Here is a 25,183-nt window from a genome sequence, read left to right as displayed (position 1 = left end):
TTTATGGCTTACCCTAACCCATCTAAAGGAAATGTAAACTTATTATTATTCAGTGAAACAGATACAGAAGCAACTGTAACTTTAACAGATATTACTGGTAAAGTAATTTACCAAGGTAAAACACAATTGAATGCAGGTAAAAATGAGTTAGACTATAACTTTAAAGTTAAAACAGGGGTTATGTTATTACAAGTAACATCACCAGAAACGGATTATGGAACGTCTAAAATTATTTTTAGATAATAGAAATTTAGTAATAACAATAGCACTTTAATTAAAAAGTGTTTACAAAAAATCAATAGTTAAAATAATTTTTAGGGGTATTAATTTGAAGCTATTGACTCCAAGAGAGCTGATTTTATCAGCTCTCTTTTTATTTACATCACTCCTACCCTTTTTTAAACCTAAAACTATCAACCAAAAAAAATTAAAGAGAAATACGTTTAATTAGTATTTCTATTTTTCGTTTTATAATTTGGTTTTCGATTCAATTAACATTCGTATTTTTGTAAGAACAACAAAAAGAGGATGTCAAAAGATTTAAGTAACTATAGAAAATCGTACGAAAAACAAGAACTGTTAGAAAATAATTGTCCTGAAAATCCCATGGAATTATTTCAGACTTGGTTTCGAAATGCAGATGAATCTGAAAGTGTAGAAGAAACAAATGCCATGCATATTTCTACAATTGGTTTAGATGGTTTTCCTAAAAGTAGAGTTGTACTTTTAAAAAAAATAACTTGGGAAGGTTTTATTTTTTACACCAACTATACATCAGAAAAAGGAAAAGCAATTGCTAATAATAACAACATATGTTTATCTTTTTTTTGGGCGGGTTTAGAGCAACAAATTATAATTAAAGGAAAAGCTGAAAAGTTAGCCGAAAATTTATCTGATGGTTATTTTGAATCTAGACCAGATGGTAGTAAATTAGGTGCTTGGGCATCGAACCAAAGTACAGTAGTTTTGTCTAGAGAAGAGTTAGATAAAAATTTAAAAATGTTCGAAAGAAATTTTAAAGGCAAAGAAATTTTAAGGCCAAAACATTGGGGAGGTTATTTAGTAAAACCAATTTCCATAGAGTTTTGGCAAGGTAGACCAAATAGAATGCACGATAGAATAAGGTATACTTTACAAAAAGATTTTTCATGGAAATTAGAACGATTAGCGCCTTAATTTTTATATTTACATTCATTAACCAAATTAAATGAAAACACTTTATATAGTTCGTCATGCAAAATCTTCTTGGGAATACTCAGGTATAGATGATATAGACAGACCTCTTAAAAAAAGAGGAATTAATGATGCACATTTAATGTCTAAATATTTATCAAAAAAAATAGAAAGACCAGATGTTTTTGTATCTAGTAGTGCAAATAGAGCTTTGCACACATCCATCATCTTTTGTGAAAATCTTGGTTACCCACTAGCCAACTTGCAAATAAATAGACAATTATACAGTTTTAGCGATGGCTATTTGGTAAAAACGGTATGTGCTTTAGATGATGCTTTTAATTCTGCTATAATTTTTAGTCATGATCATGGAATTAATACTTTTGTTAATAAATTTGGTAACAAACCCATATCTCATGTAACTACTTGTGGTATTATCGGAATTAAATTCGAAGATAAACACTGGAAAAACATTAAAAAAGGGAAAACATTTATGATAGAATTCCCTAAAAATCTAAAATAATTTCGGCTTGTTAGAGATCAAAAAATACGGAGCCATAGATATTGGTTCTAACGCAATAAGACTTTTAGTTGCTAACATAATTATTAAAGAAGATAATGATGTTCAATTTAAAAAATCATCATTAGTGCGTGTGCCAATTCGTTTGGGTGCAGATTCTTTTGTAAAAGGTATTATTAGTGATGAAAACATTGTACGCATGATAGATGCCATGGAAGCCTTTAAACTTTTAATGAAAGTGCATAATGTAGAAAGGTACAAAGCTTGCGCAACTTCTGCAATGAGAGAAGCAAAAAACGGAACTGAAGTTGTAAATCAGATTTTTAATAAAACAGGAGTTCAAATCGATATTATTGGTGGTAAAGAAGAAGCTGCAATTATATCATCTACAGATTTAAACCAACTTATAAGTAAAGATAACGCTTATTTATATGTTGATGTTGGTGGAGGTAGCACTGAATTTACCATTTTTTCTGGTGGAAAAATCACTACATCAAAATCTTTTAAAATGGGAACAGTACGTTTGTTAAACAACAAAAAATCTGTGAACAAAGAAATTTTTGCTGATGTAGAAAAATGGATTAAAAAAAATACCAAAGACTTAAAAAAAATAGCATTAATTGGTTCTGGTGGTAACATTAATAAACTATTTAAAATGTCTGGTAGAACCGAAGGAAAACCCATTTCTTACATCTACTTAAACGCACAATATCAGTTCTTAAAAAAAATGACTTATCAACAAAGAGTTTCTGAGTTAAGTTTAAACCCTGATAGAGCAGATGTTATCATTCCTGCCACAAAAATTTACCTTTCTGCAATGAAATGGAGTGGAGCAAGTAAAATATATGTTCCAAAAATTGGTCTTTCAGACGGAATTATTAAAAGTTTATTTTATAATAATATATAATTTCTCGTTTTTACACTCGGTTTTTAAATGTTTTTAGTACATTTGGCTTAATGTTAATCACTTAATTCGAAGTATTTATTAATGTTAAAAATCATGAAAAAAAAATTACTTAGTATCCTTTTGTTAATGGTAGGTGTTTTGGCTTATGGTCAAGACTTACCAGAAAACCCTGAGCCAGGAAAATGTTATGTTCGTTGTAAAACGCCAGACATCTGGAAAAATGAAACAGTTCAGGTGGCTGTTGCTCCAGAATATAAAAAAATAATTACGTATCCTGCTGAATATAAAACAATTCAAGAAAAAGTTTTAATTAAAGAAGCGGGTCAAGAAATTTTAACTGTACCAGCAGTTTGGGGATCTCAAGAAGTTACTTACTACGAAAAAGAAGATGCTACTAAATTAGAAGCAAAAAAAGCAACTTTTGTACAAGGTTTTGAAACTGTAGAAATTAAAGCAGCTTCTGCTAGTTGGCAAATGAGCGAAAAATTACCAAACTGTACTTCAGATAATCCTGATGATTGTAGATATTGGTGTTACAAGCCTTTACCTGCAGAATTTAAAACAATGCCAGTAGAAAAACTTCAAAGTGATGCATCTGTTGTAGAAATTCCTATTCCTGGGGTTAAAAAAACATACCAAAGAAAAGTAATGGTGAAGCCTCCAACTACTTCTATTGTAAAAACAGAACCTGTTTACAAAACAATTGAAAAAACAGTTTTGGTTAGCCCAGCAAGAAAAGAAGAAGTGATTGTACCTGCAGTATACAGATCTATTACTAAAGAAATTTTAGTTAAAAAAGGAGGTTTAACTTCTTGGAAAGCTGTAGACTGTGAGTTAGTAGACAATACTCCATTACCAATTAATTGGGATTTTTCTAGTGCTGTTTTAAACGAAGGTGCTAAGAAAATTATCGATGCTAGATTATTACCTATTTTAAAACAAGGTATGGCTGTATTTATTGAATCTCATACAGACATGAGAGGTACTAAAAAAGACAACCAAGAATTATCTGATAGAAGAGCAAAAGCGGTTACAGATTATTTAATTTCTAAAGGAATTAACTTAAGCCAGTTATATGCTAAAGGTTTTGGAGAATCTAGATTACTAAACAAATGTTCTGATGGAGTTGTTTGTTCAGAAAATGAACACGCTGTAAATAGAAGAACAACTTTTAGAGTGGTAAATCAAAATTAAGAGATTTTACACATTCATATTTAAAAAAACCGAAGCAAATTTGCTTCGGTTTTTTTGTTTTTAATATTTTCTAATAATAGATTCAAAGTACGGATAATAATACTCTGTCATTATCAATCCTTTTTTTTCTCCTAGTTTTTTTCCTCTATAATTTACCATCATTAAATTAGGAAAAGATTTTACTTTATATTTTTTCTGTAAAATCAAATTTTCTTTCATTTTAGCAGGTGCAACTAAATCTTTTCTTCTTGGTATATCTACCTCTAAAAGCACCAATTCTTTATCTGCTAAAGTTTTAAATTTTTCTGTACTAAACAATTCTTGGTCTAAAGTTTTACATGGCCCACACCAATCTGAGCCTGTAAAATAAATCAAAACAATTTTTCGTTCTTTTTTAGCTTTCTTTAAAGCTTCTTTATAAGTAGGTATCCAATTCAGTTTATCTTTACTAAATTCATTAACTTCTATTGTATTATCCGCTATTTCTTGAGAAAAGCTACTTTGTATAGTTAACAAACCAACAATAAATAATCCTATTATTTTATTCATATTACATTTCGTTTCTTCAAAAATATCAAAAATAATACCATTATTAAATATAAACTGTGACTTACTAAATAAAATAGTGTCAAATAATTGTAAAGTAATCTTTTTAAGAATACTTCTAACAAAAATTCAAAAAAATAAACCGGTGTTTTAGCATCGGTTTTGTTGTATATGACTTAAAATTGTTTGATTAAATTTTTCCTTTTGATTTTCTAAAAAAACAGTTTCAATTTCTATATAATAAAGATTCTCAAACGCGTCAGACAAACGTGTATAATCTTTTTCTGTGGTTAAAATTATTTTTTTGGTTGATGTTATTTCATCAAACTTATTCTTTATATCCTTTATTTCTATGGATGAAAAATGATGATGATCTGCATATTTTAAATGATTAAAATAAATCTGATTATCATCTAAATATTGTAAAAGCGGATTTGGGTTTGCAATTCCTGTAATTAATAAAACTTGATATTTCTTTAAATCATCAACAGCAATAAAATTCTTTTTCGATTGAATTCTACCATAAGATATTGCAGTAAAATAAACTTCTTTTTGGTACTTTTTTAGTTTTTTACGGATGAATTCTTGTTGAGTTATATCTAAATTACTTGGACATTTGGTAACAATAATTACATCAGCTCTTTTTGCTCCACTTCTACTTTCTCGCAAATATCCTGTGGGAAGTAAAAAATCATCCACAAACAAATGCTTGTATTTGGTAAGTAAAATATAAAAACTCCCTTTTATTTTTCTATGTTGATAAGCATCATCTAACAAAATAACTTCTGGTGATTTTTCTTGCATCAAATTTTGTACACCTTCTACCCTATTTGCATCAACAGCCACATTAATATTTGTAAACTTTTTAAAGTATTGCAAAGGCTCATCACCCACATCTAAAGCTGTATGCTTATCATTTAACAGCACAAAACCACTTGTTTTACGTTTATAACCTCTGCTTAAAACAGCCACTTTAAAATTGTCTTTTAGCAACCTTATTAAATATTCAATTTGTGGCGTTTTACCTGTACCACCCACACTTAAATTACCTACAACAATAACTGGCGTTTTAAAAGCAGTTTGTTTAAAAACACCAATATCAAAAAATAAATTTCTGATAGATGTTACCACATCATAAATAATTGCAAAAGGAAATAATAAAAAACGGAGAAATTTCATTAACACGAAAATAAGTCATTTTTATGGATTGATGAATTGAAAATAGTAACTTTGAAACTAGAAACAATTTTGTTTTATGATAATTAGAGAGATTACAAATTACATCGAAAAACTAGCGCCTTTAAACTATGCAGAAGATTTTGATAATGTGGGTTTATTAGTTGGCAACTACCATACACAAGTTTCAGGAATACTAGTTACCTTAGATACTTTAGAAGAAACTGTAGATGAAGCTATTGCAAAAAACTGCAATTTAATTGTTAGCTTTCATCCTATAATTTTTAGCGGATTAAAAAAATTAAATGGCAATTCTTATGTAGAAAGAGTGGTTTTAAAAGCCATACAAAACAACATTGCAATTTACGCCACTCACACTGCCTTAGACAATTCTAAAAACGGAGTTTCTGCAAAAATGTGTGAAGTTTTAGGACTAAAAAACAACAAAATTTTAATTCCTAAAAAGGGAATCATAAAAAAACTGACCACTTTTGTACCTGCTGAAAATAAAGAAGAATTAAAGTCTGCATTATTTGCTGCAGGTGCAGGAAATATTGGCAATTATGATCATTGTTCATTCTCTGTTTCTGGAGAAGGTACTTTTAAAGGCAATGAAGAGTCGAATCCGGTTTTGGGTGCAAAAGGCAAGCTAGAAACTGTAAATGAAATAAAACTATCTCTAACTTTTGAAAGTAAAAATGAGAGGAAAATTTTAAACGCGCTGCAAGAAAATCATCCTTATGAAGAGATTGCTTACGAAATTATAACCACAGAAAATGTACATCAAAATATTGGAATGGGAATGATTGGTGAACTGCAAACTGAAATGGATGAGCAAGAATTTTTACTTTATCTAAAAAAAACGATGCAAACAGATTGTGTTCGTCATTCTGCATTCATCAACAAAAAAATTAAAAAAGTGGCAGTTTTAGGTGGCTCAGGAAGTTTTGCAATAAATAATGCTAAAAATGCTGGAGCTGATGCTTATGTAAGTGCCGATTTTAAATATCACGAATTTTTTAAGGCAGAAAATAGTATTCTTTTGGCAGATATTGGGCATTATGAAAGCGAACAGTTTACAAAAAACCTTTTGGTTGATTATCTTACAAAAAAATTTAGTAATTTTGCAGTCATTTTATCAGAAAAAAGTACAAATCCAATATATTATATATAATCATGGCAAAGAAGAAAGAAATTTCGGTTGAAGCAAAATTAAGAGCTTTATATGACTTACAATTAATAGACTCTAGAATTGACGAAATTAGAAATGTTAGAGGTGAATTACCTTTAGAGGTGGAAGATTTAGAAGATGAAGTTGCTGGGTTAAATACTCGTATTGCGAACTTAAATAAAGATGTTACTAACTTAGAAACAGACATTAGCAATAAAAAATTAGCTATTGATGAATCTAAGGCACTTATGAAAAAGTACGAAGAGCAACAGAAAAAAGTTAGAAATAATAGAGAATTTGATTCTTTATCTAAAGAAATTGAATATCAAGATTTAGAGATTCAATTGGCTGAAAAAAGAATTAACGAGTACAAAGCTAAAATTGCTCAGAAAAATGAAGTAATTGATGCTACTAAAGAAAAATTAGCAAAACAAGAAAAACATTTAGGTCATAAAAAATCTGAATTAGATGCTATTTTACAAGAAACTCAAAAAGAAGAAGAGCTTTTAATTCAAAAATCTAAAGAATTTGGTGAGTCTTTAGACGAGCATTTATATGCAGCTTACAACAGAATTAGAACCAAAGTAAAAAATGGTTTAGCAGTAGTTGCCATAGAACGTGGTGCTTCTGGAGGATCTTATTTTACAATTCCACCACAAGTTCAATTAGAAATTGCGAATAGAAAGAAAATAACTATTGACGAGCATAGTGGTCGTATTTTAGTTGATGCAGCTTTAGCAGCAGAAGAAAAAGAAAAAATGGATAAGTTATTTGCTTAATTCGTTTTTAACAATAAAGTATAAAAAAACTCGAAGCAAATGCTTCGAGTTTTTTTGTTTTTTATAATATTAGATTGATTAATAATCTAACTTTTTTAAGTAAGTTAACTTATGTTTCCAGATAGAAAGATCATCCTTAAAATTATTGATTTGCTTTCTAACATTAATCACCAAAGGATTATCTGCTTTTGCATTAGAGAAAAAGCCTAAATTATTTTCTAATTGTTGAATTTCTCTAACAATTTCATCGATCTTTTTTCTTACAAATAATTGTTCAGAATCTAATTTTCTAACATCTTCTTCTGCATAATAACCATCTACTAAAGTGGTAAACTTAAGCATTTCTACTTCAGTTTTGTCCATAGATAACCCAGTTAACAGCTTATCTATTTGTTTATTAAATTTACCTTCTAAATGACGTGAATTTCTTGGCAATCTTCCTAAACCTCTCCAAGTATTAATAGCTTCTAAAATTGCTTCTTTGGTTATGTTTTCTGCATCTTTTAAAGTATTTAAAAACTCTTTTTTAGCAACAACAATTGCTTGTTCTTCTTTACTTGCAGCATTTTTTTCTTGATGATATCTATCAAAATAATGGTTACAAGCAGCTTTAAAACGTTTCCAAATATCATCAGAAAATTTACGAGGTACGTGTCCTATTTTTTTCCAATCAGATTGTACTTTTTTCATGGCATTTGTAGCCATTTCCCAATCATCGCTATCTTTTAAAGATTCTGCCAACTCAATTAAAGCAATCTTTTTCTTTAAGTTTTCTTGTTGCCCGCTTTTTTCTTCTTTGTAAAAAACATTTTTGGCACTATTAAACTTTTTAGTGGCTGCCTTAAATTTTTGCCAAACTTCTTCGCTTTTAGCATAAGGCAATTTACCAGCACTAAAATATTGTTGTCTTATTTTTTCGAACTCAACAATACTTTTTTGCCAATCGCTATGTGTTTTATTTTTAGAGGTATCATAAGCGTTTATCAACGCTATAACCTCTAATTTTTTATCGATTATTTCTTGATGTTTAGAGCGCATTTCTTTAAAATAGTTATGCCTCTTATCGTGAATTTTTTTGGTAGCTGCACTAAATCTTTGCCAAATTTCTTCTCGCATTTCTTTAGCTACAGGTCCAATATCTTCTTTCCACTTTTTATGTAAATCTTGCAATTCTTTAGAAGCATAATTAATATCACTTTCGTTAGCTAATGCTTCTGCTTGCTGAATTATTTTTAGTTTTTCTTCTAAATTATGTTTAAAATCTAATTCTCTTAAATCGTTATTTAGATGCAATAGATCGTAAAAACGTTCTACATGATGATGGTAAATTTTCCAAGTATCATTATAATAAGATTTTGGAACAGGCCCAATAGTTTGCCAAGTATCTTGAATCTCTTTAAAGTTTTTATACATTGTAGAGGCATCTGCTTCTTCAATTAAATTTTTTAAACTTTCTATAACTTCTACTCTTTTTTCTAAATTTTGCTTTAGCTCTTTTTCTAAATTTTTATAATAAGCATCTCTTTGCTTTTTATAGTCTGCCAATAAGCTATTGTACTCAGATTTAATAGGGCTAGAAAATTGAAAATCTATAGAATTACCACCTTCAGCTAAAAAAGCAGCTTTCTTTTCTGCAAGTAAAGCTCCAAATTTTTGATTAAAAGCACTTTTTATGGCATCAACTTGAGACTTAATTTTCTGAACCGGATTTTCGTTTAAAGTCTTTTTTAAACTTGCTACCAATTCTTCTAGAGAAAGTTTTGTGTAATCTACAACAGGTCTATCCGCTTCTTTAGAATTGTCTTTTTCTGCATCTTCTGCTACAGAGTTTTCTACGGCTTCTACAGCTTTTGTAGTTTCGTCATTCACTTTTTTAGTAGCCTCTTCGTTAATTTCTTCAGCTGTCTCTTTAGCACTATCTACAGTGTTATTCACTTCTTCTGGTTTAGAATCGTTCTTTTGAACGTTTTCATCTTTATTTTCTAACATATCTACAATGTTTAAAGGTCTGCATATAACACTACTGTTATAACATCATCAAAAATACTGACAAGTTATATGAATTCCAAGTGAATACGTAAATTTATGGTTTTAATCATTCCAAATTCTCCAAGACTCTTCTGCTTGCAGTTTTAGCATTTCTAAACCGTTTTTAATTGTAGCTCCTTTCTCTTTTCCTTTAGATAAAAAAGTGGTTTCAGCAGGATTATAAATTAAATCGTATAGAATGTGTTTATTGGTAATAAATTGATACGGAATATTTGGACATTTATCTATTTCTGGTGATGTACCAACAGGAGTAGAATTGATGATTATTGTGTATTTTTCAATAACTTCTTGAGTTAAATCATCATAAGAAATTTCCTTTTTGCTTTTTGGTTTTCTTGATACAAATTTAAATTTAATATCATTTCTTTTTAAAGCATAAGCAATGGCTTTAGATGCACCTCCAGTACCTAAAATTAAAGCTCTTTTATGATGTTTTTTTAATAATGGTGATATGGAGTTTTCAAAACCAACTACATCAGAATTATATCCTTTTAAATCTCCTCTTTTGGTAAATTTTATGGTATTCACAGCTCCAATTTCTTCTGCTGTTTTATCTAATTTACTTAAAAAAGGAATTACAGCTTCTTTATAAGGAATGGTAACATTTATCCCTTTTAAGTTTTCATTTTCATCAATAATTGCAGGAAAATCTTTAATTTCTTGTAAATCGAAGTTTACATATTTGTGTTGATTTAAGTTTAATTCTTTAAACTTTTCTGTAAAATATCCTCTAGAAAATGAGTAGGAAATATTTTTACCTAACAATCCGAATAATTTATCTCTTTCTTCTTCTTTCATAATAATCTATGGCTAAAATTAATCCTATACCTACAAAAATATAAAATATAGCTAATACAGTTTCTAAACTTAAGGTATTCGGAAAAAAGCGTTCGTAATTTTCTATAATTTTATGACCTTCTTTATCATATAAAAAAGCTCCATTTTCTTGTGCATAAATCGATTTTTTCCAAGGCCAAACAATGCCCAAAGAACCTGTAATAAAACCAATAATTATGGCGTTTACAATTTTGTTCCATCGTTTTAAAACATAGCCTAATACATGAGATATAGAAACCAAACCAAAAGCAGAACCTGCTGTAAAAACCGAGATAATTTTTAAATATTTTACCTTAACAGGATCTGATAAAACCTGAAAATTACCTGTTAATATATTGGTTAACACTTGTAGCAAAACGTTTACAGAATCTACCAATAGAAGCACATAATTGCCTAATAATATTAAAATAAATGAGCCAGAAAGCCCAGGTAATGTCATGCCAGAAACTCCAATAATTCCACAAAGAAAAACAAACCAAAGGTTATCATTCTCTTTGGCTGGTGGTAAAAAGCTAATTGCCAAACCTAATGTTACCCCAAATAAAATAAAGATGATATTCTTTCTACTCCAATCTTCAAATCCTTTAACAATATATATGATAGAGCCAATAATCATCCCAAAAAACCAACTCCATACAAACAACTCAAAACGTTGCAAAAAGAAATCTAAAATTAAGGAAACACTAAAATAACTAAAAATGCTACCTCCCATTATTAACAGCAGAAACTGAGCATTTGCATACTTAAAAAAACTCTTGAATTTACCACTAATTAATAATTTAAGCGATGTTAAATTTATTCTCTGAAAAGAATAAATTAATTCTTCATAATAGCCTAAAACAAAAGAAACAGTTCCACCAGAAACACCAGGCACTTTATTGGCAGCACCCATTGCTAAACCTTTTAAAAATAAGGTTAGTTTTTGCACAAATGTCCTTTCTTTATGCATTTAGTGTTTTTTTACTGCCAATTTTTCCATTACTAAAATTAGCACAAAACCAATAATTGCTAAAATTACAGCATTTAGAAGTTGAGCATCTCCATCAAAAGAAAAAGGAGAAATACTTTGTTGGTTAAAAGGAACTTTAATTCCATGAGAATTTGTTCTCCAAGTTAAGGTTTCTTTCCAAGGCCAAATTTTATTTAAAGAGCCAATAATAAACCCAGTTAATGCAGCTAAAGTGTAGTTTTTATAATTTGCAAATAACCATTTTAATACTTTAGAAAAAGATAATAAACCTACAACTGCACCTACCATAAAAATTAATATTGTTTTAAAATCTCTATCATTTACAGCATCTAAAACGGGTTTATACGCCCCTAATAAAACCAAAATAAAAGATCCAGAAATTCCTGGTAAAATCATAGCACAAATAGCAATAGCACCTGCAAATAAAATATATAATGATGATGAACCCTCTGAAACCAAAGGATTTAATGTAGTAATATAATAGGCTAAAAAGGCACCTAAAACCAAAGCTATTATAGAAATAACATTCCATTTAGTTATTTGCTTAGCAATATAAATTATACTAGCTAACACCAAACCAAAAAAGAAAGACCACAATAATATAGGTTGATTTTCTAAAAGGTATTTGATGGCTTTTGCTAAAGAAATTATGCTGATAAAAATTCCGATAAAAAGGGCCAATAAAAAATTACCATTCAATTGTTTCCAAGCTTCTTTAAAACCATCATTTTTTAACGTTTTAAATAAACTAAATTTTACATTGCTAATGGAACCTAATAATTCTTCGTAAATACCAGAAATAAAAGCAATTGTACCTCCAGAAACTCCAGGTACAACATCTGCAGCTCCCATAGCCATTCCTTTTAAACTAATAACAATATAATCTTTAATTGTTCTATTCATTTTTCAGTTATATTTTTAAAAAACGAAGGTAAACTAAATTTTAAAAAAAATTTATTTATATGACTGAAATCATCTAATTCTATGCAATTCGCCAGTATTTTTGTAATGAAATTATATATATAAAACTCATATAATCAAATCAAAATTAATAAAATGAGCACAAATAACAAGTTTAAGAAAATTACAGAAAAAAGAAATTTTATCATAGATTGTTATACTGAAATGCTATTAAGAATTAAAGAAAATGAAGTTGTAGAACTCATTAAAAGTAATACTTTCTCTACTCTTGGCAAAGAGCAGTTATCTGATGATAAAGTAGTACAATCTTTAAGCATTTATTTTCAATTAATGACCTTAGTTGAAGAAAACGCAGCAACACAATATCGTAGAGAAAATGAAAATCAAAAAGAAATATATGGCATAAGAGGTAGTTGGGGCGAAGCTTTTAAAATTTGGAAAGATCAAAATGTTTCAGAAGAAGAAATGATTAAAGCTATTGCAGACACTCGTGTTATTCCTGTTTTAACAGCACATCCAACAGAAGCTAAACGTGTAACTGTTATCGAAATTCATAGAGAATTGTATTTACTCTTAGCAAAAAGAGAAAATACAGCAATGAGCAAATTAGAACAAAATAGCACAAGAGAAGAAATTATTAGTCTTTTAGAGCGTTGGTGGAGAACTGGAGAAATATATTTAGAGAAACCACAAATTCAGGATGAAAGAGCTAATGTGATTTACTATTTCAGTAAAATTTTTCCAAAACTTTTACAACAGAGTGATGCACATTTACAAAACTCTTGGATAGAAATGGGATTAGATCCTTCTAAAATAAAAAATCCAAATATTTTTCCAAAAATAAACTTTGGTAGTTGGGTTGGTGGAGATAGAGATGGACATCCTTTTGTTACTCCTACAATTACCCAAGAAACTCTTGAAATTCACAGAAAAAAAGCATTGGCTTTAATTCTTGAGAAATTAAAAGAGGCTGCTATTAAATTTTCAGTTTCTGCTGTTACGAATCCTATTCCTTTTCAACTTTTAGAAAGTATAGATAAAAAGAAAAATGCATTAGGAGTTGCAGGTAAAAAAGCTGTTGAAAGAAACCCTTATGAACCTTGGAGACAATATATTAATTTGTTAATTGTAAAATTAAACAATACAATTTCTAATAAAGTTGCAGACTCTACTAGCTATTATAAATCTAGCAAAGATTTACAAGATGATTTAAATTTCTTTAGAGATATTCTCGTTGAAAACGGAATGAAAGGTTTGGCAGAAAGCTTACTTTTTTCATTACAAAGAGCTGTGGATTGTTTTGGTTTTCACCTAGCCAAATTAGACATTAGACAAAATAGTGCATTCCATGACAGAGCTATATCTCAAATATTAAAATCTAATGGAGAAAAAGATTACGATTTCGAAAATTGGAGCGAAGAAAAAAGAGTTGCTTATCTAAGCCAATGTTTGGCAAACAACTCTCAAATAACAGATATTTCTGTTTCGTATGGTAAAGAAGCCGACAATGTTTTAGATTGCTATAGAGTGGTTAGAAATCACATTAATTTATATGGTTCTGAAGGTATTGGGTCGTTTATTATTAGTATGACACGTAGCTTGAGTGATTTATTAGTTGTCTATTTATTAATGAAAGAAACACAACTTCTAAACACGCCTATAAAAGTAGTGCCTCTTTTTGAAACTATCGAAGATTTACACAATGGGCCTGCAATACTAGAAGAATACTTACAACATCCTGTATCACAAGAAAGAGCCACAAAAATTAATTACGAACAAGAAGTAATGTTGGGTTACAGTGATAGTAATAAAGATGGTGGAACAATTTCAAGCAAATGGAATTTGTACAAAGCTGAAACTGAACTTGCAAAAACAGCTGCTAAAAACAACTTTAAAGCGTATTTCTTTCATGGTGCTGGAGGTACTATCAGTAGAGGTGGTGGAAAATACCACCGTTTTTTAGAAAGCATGCCTGCAAACACAGTTAATGGCACTATTAAAATTACTGTTCAAGGAGAAACAATTTCTCAATTATTTGGTAATCCTGTTACTGCTACTTATAATTTAAATGCTTTGGCATCTGGTGTGGCTAAACAAACTATTTTAAGCAAATACCAAGCAAAAGATAAAAAATATCCTTTTGATGTGATTGAGTATCTTTCTCAAAAATCTTTCGAGCATTATAGAGATTTTATAGAAACTCCTGGATTTATTAATTTTTATGGTAAAGCTACTTGTATTGATGTTTTAGAAAAAAGTAAAATTGGCTCAAGACCTTCTAGAAGAACAGGTACAAGATCTTTAGACGATTTAAGAGCAATACCTTGGGTTTTTAGTTGGAATCTTTCTCGAATTTCGCTTACAGGTTGGTATGGTTTAGGTAGTGCTTTAAAATCTTTAAAAACAGAAAAACCTGAAGATTTCGAAAACTTAAAATCAAATATTAATGATTGGTCTTTTTTAAAGTTTTTAATCATACAAACCGAAACCAATTTAATCTTATCTCAAAGAGATATCATGAAAGTTTATGCTGATTTAGATGATGATACAGCTGAAAAAGATACTTTTATGACTAAGATTATGAGCGATTTCGATAATGCGTTTCAACTTATAGAAGAACTTTTTAATGAACCTGCATCTAAAAGAAGAATTGGACAGTATGATAATTTTTACTGGAGAAACGATAAATTAAATATTTTACATGATCTGCATATTAGCTATCTAAAAAAATGGAGAACCATGGAAGATAGTGCAGAAAAAGAACAAATATTAACCAAATTATTAAGTATTATTAATGCATTATCTAGTGGATTAAAACATACTGGTTGATCCTTTTTTAAAACTATAAAATCCAAAAGCATCATAAATATTTATGATGCTTTTGTTGTTTTTTAAAAGTAGTTTTCGCTATAAATTATAAAAAATCAACATTCTAAGAAAAAGGATTTAAAATAACGTTAACAATACTTCGCTTACTTAATTCTTATCTTTGAGAAAACTAACATTAATTTTATGAAAACAAACATACTAGCATTGCTAATGGCTTTTGTTCTATTAGCATCATGTAAAACAGAAACAAAAAATAAAGAAAAAAAACTTAATGAAGCAATTGCTCAAGTTTCTAAAGATGATTTATCAGCTAAAATTACACCTATAAGTCACGCAACTGCAGTAATTGAATTCGATAATACAACTATGTATTTAGATCCAACTCTTGGTGCTGCATCTTTTTCTGATTTTAAAAAAGCAAACTATGTTTTAATTACAGATATTCATGGAGATCATATGAATATGAAAACCTTAAAAGAATTAGATTTAGATTCAACCACAATTATAGCTCCAAAAGCGGTTGCTGATAATTTATCAGCATTAAAAGTAAAAGAAATCATCACCATAAATAATGATGAAACCAAAAACTTTACAAACTTTAAAGTTGAAGCGATACCTATGTATAATTTAAGAGAAGAAGCTTTAAAATTCCACAGTAAAGGAAGAGGAAATGGATATATTTTAACCATTGCTGATGAACGCATTTACTTTTCTGGTGATACTGAAGATATACCAGAAATGCGAAATTTAAAAAACATCGATAAAGCTTTTGTTTGCATGAACTTGCCGTATACTATGACTGTAGAAAGTGCTGCTGATGCAGTTTTGGCGTTTAAACCAACCAAAGTGTATCCTTATCATTATAGAGGTACAGAAGGTTTAAGCGATGTTGCAAAGTTTAAAGAAATAGTAAACGAAAAAGACAAAAACATCGAAGTTATTCAGTGGAATTGGTATCCGAAGAAAAAATAACACTTAAACTTTTTTTGTATTTGCTCTTTTAATTTTACTTAAAAATTCATGAGTAATTCCCAAATAACTAGAAACCTGTCTATCTGTAAGTTTAGACACCATATTTGGGTATTTTTTTATAAAATAATGATAGCGTTCTTTAGCTGTTAAAGAATGATTTTGAATAAGCCTTTTTTGCCAAGCAATTAAGGCTTTTTGACTCATAATTCGAAATAATTTTTCTACTATTGGTTGAGTTTCATAAAGCTTTTCTTTATCATTTTTATTGATGATTAATATTTCGCTATCTTCTAAAGCCTGAATATTTAAAGCAGATGGAGTTTGATTCATAAAGCTATCAATATCCATTAACCACCAACCTTTTACAGCAAAATATAGCGTGTTTTCGTTTCCTTTTTGATCTATTGTAAAAATTCGAAAACAGCCTTCATTTACAAAACCTTCGAACTTACACACTTTACCTTGTCTTAGTAAAAAATCACCTTTTTTAACTGAATTCGACTTAAAATTTTTACAAATTTTTTCTAAATCAACATCAGAAACAGCAATAGAGGCGCTTATATTTTGTTTTAATAAGTTGCAGTGCATTATGTAAAAAGTACTATTCTAAGGCTTTTTTATAATCAACTAAAAGTTTTTGCACTTTTTGATTATCATAAACTGTAGGAAACAATTCGTTTAAAATGGTATGATAATCGTAATCTATTTTCATTGCTGCAATTAAATGATTAAAACTATATTTTTCTTTATCCAAAAGAAAAAATAAACCTGCTAATCGATATTCAATTTCAGCAAAATTCTTGTAAGTTTTTTGCGCTTTAAAAAGCAAAGTTACAGCATCGTTAAATTCGCCTAAAAAAGACAAAACATCTGTAAGCGCAATGTAGACTTCAAAAGCATCATCGTTTAAAGCCAAACAATGCTCAAAACCAGTTACAGCCTCTACAAAAAAACCAAGTTTTATATTAATTTCTGCATAACGCCTCCAATACAAAGAATTGTTTTCATCAATTTTTAGGGCTTTAGAAATATAATAAGATGCCTTTTGATAATTTTCTTGATTGTAATATAAATTGGTAAGTAAAATCCAACCTCTATCTAATAACGGATCTTCGTGAACCGCTTTTTTATAAAAGGAAATAGCATCATCAAATTTATTCAACTTTTCGTAGCACTCCCCTATTCTAACATAAGCAAATGCAGTAGGATCATCTAATTCTAAGGTTATTAAATAATTTTCAATAGCTTTATCAAATTCTTGTAATTCTTCTAAAGTTTTGGCTTTTTCTAAATATCCGCCAATAAAATGTTCATCAATTAAAACTGCATAATCGAATGCAGTTAAGGCTTTTTCAAATTTATCTATCATAAAATATTGCCTTCCTAATTGATGCCACGCAACTTCGCAATAAGGATTTTTATCTATGTAATTGTTTAGATATTTAATTGCTTGTTCGTGCTCTTTTTCCATATCAAAACAATACACAATGTTGTAAAGTGCAGAATAATCTTCAAAATCTACATCTATACACTTGGCAAAGTTTAAACGTGCATTTTCAAAATCGTCTAAATACAGATATTCCATGCCCATTAAAGACCAAACATCAACTTTATCATCTGTATAAGAAAGCGCTTTTTTTAGGTTATTAATCGCTTCTTTATGATTGCCTAATTTAGATTTTATAGTGGCTTTTTGAATAAAAAGTTCATCGTTATTTGGGTCTATCAATTCAATTTTTTTCAACAAACTAGAAGCTTTATCTAACTCATTTTCAAAAATATACAACTCAACACTTAAGAATTTTAAATCTATAGACTCTGGATGTTGCTCTAAACCTAATTGAACAGCTTTTTTTGCTAACGAATGTTTACCAGCATCTAAATAATGGATTATAATTTCTTCAAACTCAACCAAATCAAAGAAATAAATTGCGTTGGTTTTAAGCATGGATTCAAATTTTGTCAAAGACATAGCTATCGGATTTGAATTATATCATTAAAAATAACACAACTCTTTAAGTACTTTTTACAAAAATGTTTTTGTTTTCAACAATTTAATTAACAACCCTTAATTTGCAATTAGTTTCTATAAATTTTTGCATATACATTTATTTACATTAATTTTGATTTTCAATAACTATCAACTCAAATTTGATAGGTTTCTTATGAGCAAAAAAACCTTACTTAACTCAAAAGATATTGAAATCATACTTCATAGATTGGCTTGCCAATTAATTGAAAATCATAACGATTTTTCGAACACAGTATTAATTGGTTTACAACCAAGAGGTTCTTATTTAGCCAACAGATTAGCCAATTTACTAAAAACAAAATATCAAATTAAAGATGTAAAATTAGGCTTATTAGACATCACTTTTTATAGAGACGATTTTAGAAGAAGAGATGAACCTTTGGCTGCAACATCAACCAAAATTAACTTTTTAATCGAAGACAAAAAAGTAGTAATTATAGACGATGTTTTGTATTCTGGTAGAAGTGTAAGAGCAGCTTTAACAGCTTTACAATCTTATGGTAGACCCAAAAATATTGAATTGCTTGTTTTAATTGATAGAAGATTTAGCAGACATTTACCTATACAACCTAATTACAGAGGCAGACAAGTAGATGCTATTAATGAAGAAAAAGTAGTGGTTTCTTGGAAAGAAAACAATAAAAAAGACGCAGTTTATATTGAGCAAGCATAGTATGGATAAATTAAGTGTAGAACATTTATTAGGTATAAAATACCTAAACCCAAATGATATTGATTTAATATTTAAAACTGCAGATCATTTTAAAGAAGTAATTAACAGGCCTATTAAAAAAGTACCCTCTTTAAGAGATATTACCATTGCCAATTTATTTTTTGAAAATAGCACAAGAACAAAACTTTCTTTTGAGTTGGCCGAAAAAAGACTTTCTGCAGATGTTATTAATTTTTCTGCAGGCCAATCTTCAGTAAAAAAGGGAGAAACGTTAATAGATACCGTAAACAACATTTTATCTATGAAAGTAGATATTGTTGTAATGCGTCATGGAAATGTTGGTGCTGGTGTTTTTTTATCGAAACATGTAGATGCTAAAATTATAAATGCTGGTGATGGAACCCATGAACACCCAACACAAGCTTTATTAGATTCGTATTCCATTAGAGAAAAATTAGGGACTGTAAAAGGTAAAAAAATTGTAATTATTGGCGATATTTTACATTCTAGAGTTGCATTATCTAACATTTTTGCACTGCAACTACAAGGTGCTCAAGTTAAAGTTTGTGGACCAACAACCTTAATACCAAAATACATTTCTAGTTTAGGTGTAGAAGTAGAAACTAATCTTAAAAAAGCCCTAGAATGGTGCGATGTTGCCAATGTTTTACGTGTGCAACATGAAAGAATGGATATTAAATATTTTCCGTCTACAAGAGAATACACACAACTTTTTGGCATAAATAATCAGATTTTAGATAATCTTGGCAAGAAAATTGTAATAATGCATCCAGGACCAATAAACAGAGGTGTAGAAATTACAAGTGATGTTGCAGATTCTGACCAATCAATTATTTTAAACCAAGTAGAAAATGGTGTTGCTGTAAGAATGGCTGTTATTTATTTATTAGCGCAACAAATTAAGAGATAGAAGTTAGAAGTTGGAAGTTGGAAGTTTAATCTTAAAATAAATCAGAAATGAAAATAGAAAAAAAAGAAAAATATACTCTTATTTCTTCGGATGAAAATTCGTTTTCTAGCTTCTATGAATCGTTTTTAAAAAAACAATCTAGTTTTAAAGATGAACATTTGGTTTTAGAAATTTCTGACAACCTTAACGTTAAAACAGAAGATTTTTTACTATTTTTGAGTATAAGCGAACAAAAAAAGGAGAATAAAACATCATTTGTTATTGTTCAAGAACATATAAATATGGATGATTTTCCTGAAGATTTTAACATCGTTCCTACTTTAATTGAAGCAGAAGACATTATAGAAATGGAAGCTATGGAGAGAGAATTAGGATTTTAACTCCCCCAAACTATGAAAAAAAAACTACTATTTACTTTGTTAATATTGATAACTTGCGTTGCTTTTTCGCAAGAAAAATCAATTTACAAACTTTCTGCAGTACCAAATCCGTTTACAAATTCTACCAAAATTATTTTTAATGCTGATAGTAATTCACAAGCAACATTAACGGTTAAAAATGTTTTAGGAAAAACTGTTTATTCTAAAAAATTAAACACTATTAAAGGCAGAAATTCTGTACCTTTTTACAAAGGCAATTTATCAAAAGGAATTTACATCTATTCTCTGCAAAACAACAAACAGATTACATCTAAACGTTTTGTTATTCAATGAGTATAAAACTTACTATTTTAGGATGTCACTCTGCAACTCCCAGAGCGAACGCTTTTCCTACCTCTCAATATTTAGAAATTAACAATAGACATTTTTTAATAGATTGTGGAGAGGGCACACAAAGACAAATGAGAAAATACAAAGTAGGTTTTACCAAAATAAATCACATTTTTATCTCTCATTTACATGGAGATCATTTTTACGGTTTAATTGGTTTATTATCTACTTATGGCATTTTAAGCAGAGAAAAAGAATTGCATATTTTTGGCCCAAAAGGCATTAAAGAAGTTACCTTATTACAGCTTAAAATTTCGCAATCTCATGCAAAATATCCTATTATTTTTCACGAGTTATCATCAAAAGAAAGTGAACTAATTTTTGAAGATGATAAAGTTTCTGTAAGAACAATTCCGTTAAAACACAGAGTGTATACCAATGGTTATTTATTTACAGAAAAAGAAAAACCAAAAAAATTACATATAGACAACATTAACCATTATCAAGAAATTGATAGGGCAGATTACAATAATATTAAAGCGGGTAGAGATATCGTTTTACCTTCAGGAGAAATTGTACCCAACTCAGAATTAACCTTACCACCAAAAAAGCCTTTAAGTTATGCTTTTTGTAGTGATACTTGTTACAAACCAGATATCGTTCCAATAATAAAAAATGCAGATTTGTTGTATCATGAAGCTACTTTTTTAGCTGATAAAATAGATTTAGCAAAAAAAACCAAACATGCTACCACTAAAGAAGCTGCCCAAATTGCAAAAAACGCCTCTGTAAATGAGTTGATTATAGGTCATTTTTCAGGAAGATACAAAGACATTACTATTTTTAAAGAAGAGGCTCAAGAAATTTTTAAAAACACTAAATTAGCTGAGCCAGGAAAAGTTTTTAAAATTGATTAAGAAATGAATTCTTACAAAATAAATTCAATTTATAATAAAATTTTTGATACCTACCCAAAAGTAGAAATTGAAGAACATATTAAAAAATTAATTGAATTAGATCAATTTTACCCATACAACTCTACATTTTATTGCATTACCAATACTGTAAATCAAAATTTTGAATTTATAAGTAACAATTTTACACCTTGTACAGGTTTATCTAAAGAAAAAATGATGCAAGGTGGTATGGATTATTTTTGGTCGCTTTTTCATCCAGAAGACATTAATCTTTGGTTAAAAAGCTTAACAAATTTAATGACTTTTACCATGACAGAATTGAATGATGAACAGCGTAAAAGAATGTCTTACACTTGGAACTATAGAATTAAAAACGCAAAAGGCATTTATGTAAACATCATACAAAACACTACTCCTCTTCAGTTTGATGAAGCCAACAAACCCATTATTGGCATGGCACATTATACAGTTTTAGATTCTTTTACTCAAATGGATATTTGTGCCTCTGCAAAATATTTAAATTTAGAAAACGAATACGAAACTTTATACTATCAAAATATTTCTAGTTCTCGATTATTAAATTTAATCAGCAATCGAGAAAGAGATATTATTCGCTTAATTATCACTAAAAATACAAGCGATGAAATTGCGAACAAACTAAATATTAGCATCCATACTGTAAACACACACAGAAGAAATATCTTAAAAAAATTAAATATCGACTCTACTTTTGAGTTGATTAGTTATTTTAAAAACAATCCACAATTGATATAAATACTCATTATGAGTATTGCAAGCTATAACCATTACATTTAATTTTGTAGTAAAAGACTTCAGCAACAAAATGGATTGGTTATATCTATTAAGTGAAAATCTTAGTAAGATGCATAAAATATTTTGAGAAAGAATGTTAGTTAAACTACACAAAACCAATCCGTTTTGTTTTTTTTTTAATATTGATTTGTAGATAGTAAAACCAAAGTACAAGCAATTTCAGATTCTATATTATGTTCTTTTAACAACTTTACAAACTCCATGTTTTCTGTACCAGGATTAAAGATTACTCTTCTTGGTGTTAAGCTAATTATGTAATTATAATATTCTACTTGCCTTTTTGGGTTTAAATATAAAGTAACAGTGTCAATCTCTTTATAAGGTAGTTTTTCATCATCAATAATTACATCTAAAACCTCACCTTTTCGTAAACCTAAAGCTCTTACTTTTAAATCTTTACCTCTTAATCTTTTTATAGCAATATTCGAATATCTATTTGGGTTTGTTGATGCTCCTATGACTAAAGTTTCGTTTTTCATACTGTTAAGAATTCGTTAAAGGGTGATAATATAGTAACAAAGATAAACTTTTGATCGTCTTAAAAGCATCAACCAAAATATATAAATCAATCAACAATGAAAAAAATACTATTATTTTTTTTGCTAATTATTGCTGCAAAATCTTCTGCACAAATGGCAAAAAGCGAACTACCCAAACCCGGTATAATTTCTGGTAAGGTTATAGACAATACTACAAAAGAGGCTTTGCCTTATGTAAATATTGTAGTTAGAGATCTTGCTAAAAAAATTATAACTGGAGGAATTACAGACAATAACGGACTTTTTAAAATTAAAGAATTACCAAAAGGTAAAAGTACAGTTGAAGTACAATTTATAGGATACAAAACATATTCTAAAACCATAGAAATTACCAGTAAAAACAAAGAATTTAACTTAGGTACAATTGCTTTAAACGAAGACAGTGCTTCTTTAGATGAAGTAGTTGTAAGAGCAGAAACCTCTACAGTTGTTCAAAAAGTAGACAGAAAAGTAATTAATGTTGGTAAAGATTTAACCTCAGCTGGTGCCACAGCTTCTGAGCTGTTAAACAACGTACAATCTGTAAGTGTAGACAGCCAAACAGGTAATATTAGTTTACGTGGTAACGAAAATGTAAGAGTTTTAGTAGATGGTAAACCAACTAATATTTCTGCAGCTCAATTGTTAAAACAAATACCTTCTACTTCTATAAAAAGTGTGGAGTTAATTACAAATCCTTCAGCAAAATACAACCCAGAAGGTATGAGTGGTATTATTAATATCATTTTAAACAAAAATGCAAATATGGGTTTTAATGGCTCTATAAATTCTGGTGTAGAAGCTGGGCATTATGTGCGTTATAATGCATCAACAAATATGAATTATAAAACTGGTAAAGTAAATTTCTTTGGTAATTATGGTTTTAATGATGGAGACCAATTAAACCAAGGTTATGTAAATAGACCTGGAGTTAATAATCAAGATTTTATTTTTGTAAATGAAAACGAATCTCACTTACTAAAATTTGGTGCAGATGTTTATTTAAATGATAAAAATACATTGTCTTTTTACACTACTCAAAACTGGTTTGATAGCAATGCCATGGGTAGCGCAAAAATAACTTTGAGTGATGGTACTTTGTACGAAAACTCACCAAATTCATCACTTTCGGATAGTAAAAACGAAACTTACAACATAAATTATAAGCACGATTTTGATAAAAAAGGACATAATATAGAGTTTGAAGCTACATACTCAGAAAACAACAATCCTAACTTTTTAGAAAATAAATTCGATTTAAATACTCAGCCAGATTATATAAATGATATTAATAATCTTGGAGAAAATACGCTTATCAATTTAGATTACACAAAACCAATTGCTAAAGATGGTAAATTAGAATTAGGTTTAGAATACAGGCTAAATAAAACAGATAATACAAACTTAACTACCCAGCAAGATTTTGACAATTCATCATTTAGTTATGATAGAGATATTTTTTCTGGATACGTAAATTATGCTCAAAAATTAGGAAAAGTTAGTATGCAATTGGGTGCAAGATTAGAAAATTACGAAATTGAAGGTGTTTTTAATCAAGAAAATCAAGCTACAGAAACAGTTACAGATAAAATATTTTCAGTGTATCCTTCTGCATTTTTTACGTACAATCCTTCTGATAAAAACCAATTTCAATTAAGTTACAGCAGAAGAGTAGACAGACCAAGCATACAACAAGTAAACCCAATAAGAGAATGGAGTACGCCTTTAATTACCTCTGTTGGTAACCCAGATTTAGTTCCGCAATTTACCAACTCTTTTGAGTTAAATTATACCAGACAAATAAAAGGAGGTTCTGTAACTTTTGGTACTTTTTATAGAAGTATAAATGATGTAATTAATAGAGTTACTTATAAAGATCCTGCAGATGCTAATGAAATTAGACAAATTTTAACTTTCGCTAATTTTGATGACACTAATGCTTTTGGTTTTGAGTTTTCTACCAATTATAAAATTGTAAAATGGTGGAGAGCCAATGCAAGTTTAGATTTTTATTCTCAAAAACAATTTGGAATAACAGATTTAAACAATCCTAATGCAGAAAGACAAGAAGTACAAAACGAAGTTTTTAATGCAAGATTGAGCAATAGCTTTACAGTTTCTAAGAATTTACGTTTGCAATTATTTTCTATGTACAGAGGTGCTAGCCAAGATATTCAATGGAATGTTAAACCAATGTGGATGATTAATTTAGGTGCAAATTATGCTGTATTTAAGGGTAAAGGAAACATCACTTTTAGAGTAAATGATATTTTTAGAGGAATGAAATTTGCCTTCGATGCTACAAATCCTTATGTACAAAATGGTCGTTTTCAGTGGGAAAGCAGAAATACTTACTTAGGTTTTAACTACAGATTTGGTAATGGAAAAAACAAAGCAAAAGCTCGTAGACAAAGAGATAATAACGAAAAACAAGGTGGAGCTGGTTTTTAGAATAGAGCTCTAAGTATAATTATTTGAAATTAAACCTCATTTTTTGCATCGCAAATTTTGAGGTTTTTTTTTA

General features: G+C 28.9%; 25 protein-coding genes. 16 read left to right on the top strand and 9 right to left on the bottom strand.

Annotated features, from left to right (window positions below; translation table 11 throughout):
* The 5 genes from ACWYN7_RS12840 to ACWYN7_RS12820 all read left to right on the top strand — a co-directional run.
* A partial coding sequence (locus tag ACWYN7_RS12840; RefSeq protein ID WP_462860381.1) for a T9SS type A sorting domain-containing protein occupies window positions 1-243 on the top strand: 243 nt, incomplete at its 5' end.
* Window positions 244-528: 285 nt separating this feature from the next.
* The gene (pdxH, locus tag ACWYN7_RS12835; protein ID WP_462860380.1) at window positions 529-1,176 is read left to right on the top strand and encodes a pyridoxamine 5'-phosphate oxidase; all 648 of its coding nucleotides are present in this window, start codon (window positions 529-531) and stop codon (window positions 1,174-1,176) included.
* Window positions 1,177-1,207: 31 nt separating this feature from the next.
* Window positions 1,208-1,696, top strand: coding sequence for a SixA phosphatase family protein (locus ACWYN7_RS12830; protein WP_462860379.1), 489 nt, complete (start codon window positions 1,208-1,210; stop codon window positions 1,694-1,696).
* A 7-nt stretch (window positions 1,697-1,703) separates the two neighbouring features.
* Window positions 1,704-2,600 (top strand): Ppx/GppA phosphatase family protein, encoded by an 897-nt coding sequence (locus tag ACWYN7_RS12825; RefSeq protein WP_462860378.1) that lies wholly within the window; start codon window positions 1,704-1,706, stop codon window positions 2,598-2,600.
* Between the two features lie 93 nt (window positions 2,601-2,693).
* Window positions 2,694-3,794, top strand: coding sequence for an OmpA family protein (locus tag ACWYN7_RS12820; protein ID WP_462860377.1), 1,101 nt, complete (start codon window positions 2,694-2,696; stop codon window positions 3,792-3,794).
* Window positions 3,795-3,854: 60 nt separating this feature from the next.
* On the opposite strand, the gene ACWYN7_RS12815 is transcribed toward ACWYN7_RS12820, so the two are convergent.
* Together ACWYN7_RS12815 and lpxK are read right to left on the bottom strand one after the other, a co-directional pair.
* Window positions 3,855-4,343 carry a thioredoxin family protein gene (locus ACWYN7_RS12815; protein WP_462860376.1) on the bottom strand — a complete coding sequence of 163 codons (489 nt, stop codon included), beginning with the start codon at window positions 4,341-4,343 and terminating at the stop codon, window positions 3,855-3,857.
* Between the two features lie 147 nt (window positions 4,344-4,490).
* A complete protein-coding gene (gene lpxK, locus ACWYN7_RS12810) occupies window positions 4,491-5,519 on the bottom strand; it encodes a tetraacyldisaccharide 4'-kinase (RefSeq protein WP_462860375.1) in 1,029 nt (342 codons plus the stop codon).
* A gap of 76 nt (window positions 5,520-5,595) precedes the next feature.
* On the opposite strand from lpxK, the gene ACWYN7_RS12805 reads away from it, so the two are divergent.
* Window positions 5,596-6,690, top strand: a complete 1,095-nt coding sequence (locus ACWYN7_RS12805; RefSeq protein WP_462860374.1) for a Nif3-like dinuclear metal center hexameric protein — start codon at window positions 5,596-5,598, stop codon at window positions 6,688-6,690.
* Window positions 6,691-6,692: 2 nt separating this feature from the next.
* Window positions 6,693-7,466, top strand: coding sequence for a zinc ribbon domain-containing protein (locus ACWYN7_RS12800; RefSeq protein WP_462860373.1), 774 nt, complete (start codon window positions 6,693-6,695; stop codon window positions 7,464-7,466).
* A 78-nt stretch (window positions 7,467-7,544) separates the two neighbouring features.
* Here the strand turns inward: ACWYN7_RS12800 and ACWYN7_RS12795 are convergent, their stop codons facing one another.
* The 4 genes from ACWYN7_RS12795 to ACWYN7_RS12780 all read right to left on the bottom strand — a co-directional run bounded on the left by ACWYN7_RS12795 (window position 7,545) and on the right by ACWYN7_RS12780 (window position 12,225).
* Window positions 7,545-9,455: a DUF349 domain-containing protein gene (locus tag ACWYN7_RS12795; RefSeq protein ID WP_462860372.1), complete on the bottom strand. Its 1,911-nt coding sequence runs from the start codon at window positions 9,453-9,455 to the stop codon at window positions 7,545-7,547.
* 102 nt (window positions 9,456-9,557) lie between these two features.
* Window positions 9,558-10,313, bottom strand: coding sequence for a shikimate dehydrogenase family protein (locus ACWYN7_RS12790; RefSeq protein WP_462860371.1), 756 nt, complete (start codon window positions 10,311-10,313; stop codon window positions 9,558-9,560).
* A complete protein-coding gene (locus ACWYN7_RS12785; protein WP_462860370.1) occupies window positions 10,291-11,301 on the bottom strand; it encodes a DUF368 domain-containing protein in 1,011 nt (336 codons plus the stop codon). The genes ACWYN7_RS12790 and ACWYN7_RS12785 overlap by 23 nt, the downstream gene beginning before the upstream one ends.
* On the bottom strand, window positions 11,302-12,225 hold the full coding sequence (locus ACWYN7_RS12780; protein WP_462860369.1) for a polyprenyl-phosphate transporter: 924 nt from the start codon (window positions 12,223-12,225) through the stop codon (window positions 11,302-11,304).
* 153 nt (window positions 12,226-12,378) lie between these two features.
* On the opposite strand from ACWYN7_RS12780, the gene ACWYN7_RS12775 reads away from it, so the two are divergent.
* Window positions 12,379-15,072: a phosphoenolpyruvate carboxylase gene (locus ACWYN7_RS12775; protein WP_462860368.1), complete on the top strand. Its 2,694-nt coding sequence runs from the start codon at window positions 12,379-12,381 to the stop codon at window positions 15,070-15,072.
* A gap of 183 nt (window positions 15,073-15,255) precedes the next feature.
* Window positions 15,256-16,044, top strand: coding sequence for an MBL fold metallo-hydrolase (locus ACWYN7_RS12770; protein WP_462860367.1), 789 nt, complete (start codon window positions 15,256-15,258; stop codon window positions 16,042-16,044).
* 3 nt (window positions 16,045-16,047) lie between these two features.
* On the opposite strand, the gene ACWYN7_RS12765 is transcribed toward ACWYN7_RS12770, so the two are convergent.
* Both ACWYN7_RS12765 and ACWYN7_RS12760 read right to left on the bottom strand, forming a co-directional pair.
* A complete protein-coding gene (locus ACWYN7_RS12765) occupies window positions 16,048-16,632 on the bottom strand; it encodes a Crp/Fnr family transcriptional regulator (protein ID WP_462860366.1) in 585 nt (194 codons plus the stop codon).
* Between the two features lie 13 nt (window positions 16,633-16,645).
* Window positions 16,646-18,016: a tetratricopeptide repeat protein gene (locus ACWYN7_RS12760; RefSeq protein ID WP_462860365.1), complete on the bottom strand. Its 1,371-nt coding sequence runs from the start codon at window positions 18,014-18,016 to the stop codon at window positions 16,646-16,648.
* A 193-nt stretch (window positions 18,017-18,209) separates the two neighbouring features.
* On the opposite strand from ACWYN7_RS12760, the gene pyrR reads away from it, so the two are divergent.
* Genes pyrR through ACWYN7_RS12730 form a run of 6 tightly spaced genes read left to right on the top strand, consistent with a single transcriptional unit; the run spans window position 18,210 to window position 22,081 of the window.
* On the top strand, window positions 18,210-18,749 hold the full coding sequence (gene pyrR, locus ACWYN7_RS12755; RefSeq protein WP_462860364.1) for a bifunctional pyr operon transcriptional regulator/uracil phosphoribosyltransferase PyrR: 540 nt from the start codon (window positions 18,210-18,212) through the stop codon (window positions 18,747-18,749).
* A gap of 1 nt (window position 18,750) precedes the next feature.
* Window positions 18,751-19,680 carry an aspartate carbamoyltransferase catalytic subunit gene (locus tag ACWYN7_RS12750; protein ID WP_462860363.1) on the top strand — a complete coding sequence of 310 codons (930 nt, stop codon included), beginning with the start codon at window positions 18,751-18,753 and terminating at the stop codon, window positions 19,678-19,680.
* 47 nt (window positions 19,681-19,727) lie between these two features.
* Window positions 19,728-20,060, top strand: a complete 333-nt coding sequence (locus ACWYN7_RS12745) for a hypothetical protein (protein WP_462860362.1) — start codon at window positions 19,728-19,730, stop codon at window positions 20,058-20,060.
* 12 nt (window positions 20,061-20,072) lie between these two features.
* The gene (locus ACWYN7_RS12740) at window positions 20,073-20,393 is read left to right on the top strand and encodes a T9SS type A sorting domain-containing protein (protein WP_462860361.1); all 321 of its coding nucleotides are present in this window, start codon (window positions 20,073-20,075) and stop codon (window positions 20,391-20,393) included.
* On the top strand, window positions 20,390-21,307 hold the full coding sequence (locus ACWYN7_RS12735; protein ID WP_462860360.1) for a ribonuclease Z: 918 nt from the start codon (window positions 20,390-20,392) through the stop codon (window positions 21,305-21,307). The genes ACWYN7_RS12740 and ACWYN7_RS12735 overlap by 4 nt, the downstream gene beginning before the upstream one ends.
* A 3-nt stretch (window positions 21,308-21,310) precedes the next feature.
* Complete coding sequence (locus ACWYN7_RS12730; RefSeq protein ID WP_462860359.1) at window positions 21,311-22,081, top strand: response regulator transcription factor; 771 nt, start codon at window positions 21,311-21,313, stop codon at window positions 22,079-22,081.
* 176 nt (window positions 22,082-22,257) lie between these two features.
* Here ACWYN7_RS12730 and ACWYN7_RS12725 read toward each other — a convergent pair whose 3' ends face one another.
* Window positions 22,258-22,620, bottom strand: coding sequence for a CoA-binding protein (locus ACWYN7_RS12725; protein WP_462860358.1), 363 nt, complete (start codon window positions 22,618-22,620; stop codon window positions 22,258-22,260).
* A 96-nt stretch (window positions 22,621-22,716) separates the two neighbouring features.
* Here ACWYN7_RS12725 and ACWYN7_RS12720 point away from each other — a divergent pair, with 96 nt between their 5' ends.
* On the top strand, window positions 22,717-25,110 hold the full coding sequence (locus tag ACWYN7_RS12720; RefSeq protein ID WP_462860357.1) for a TonB-dependent receptor: 2,394 nt from the start codon (window positions 22,717-22,719) through the stop codon (window positions 25,108-25,110).
* Window positions 25,111-25,183: the final 73 nt, after the last annotated feature.

It is taken from the genome of Polaribacter sp. M10 (genome assembly GCF_054968445.1).
Note: the sequence above shows the minus strand (reverse complement) of the source record. Positions and strands in the feature narration are given on the sequence as shown.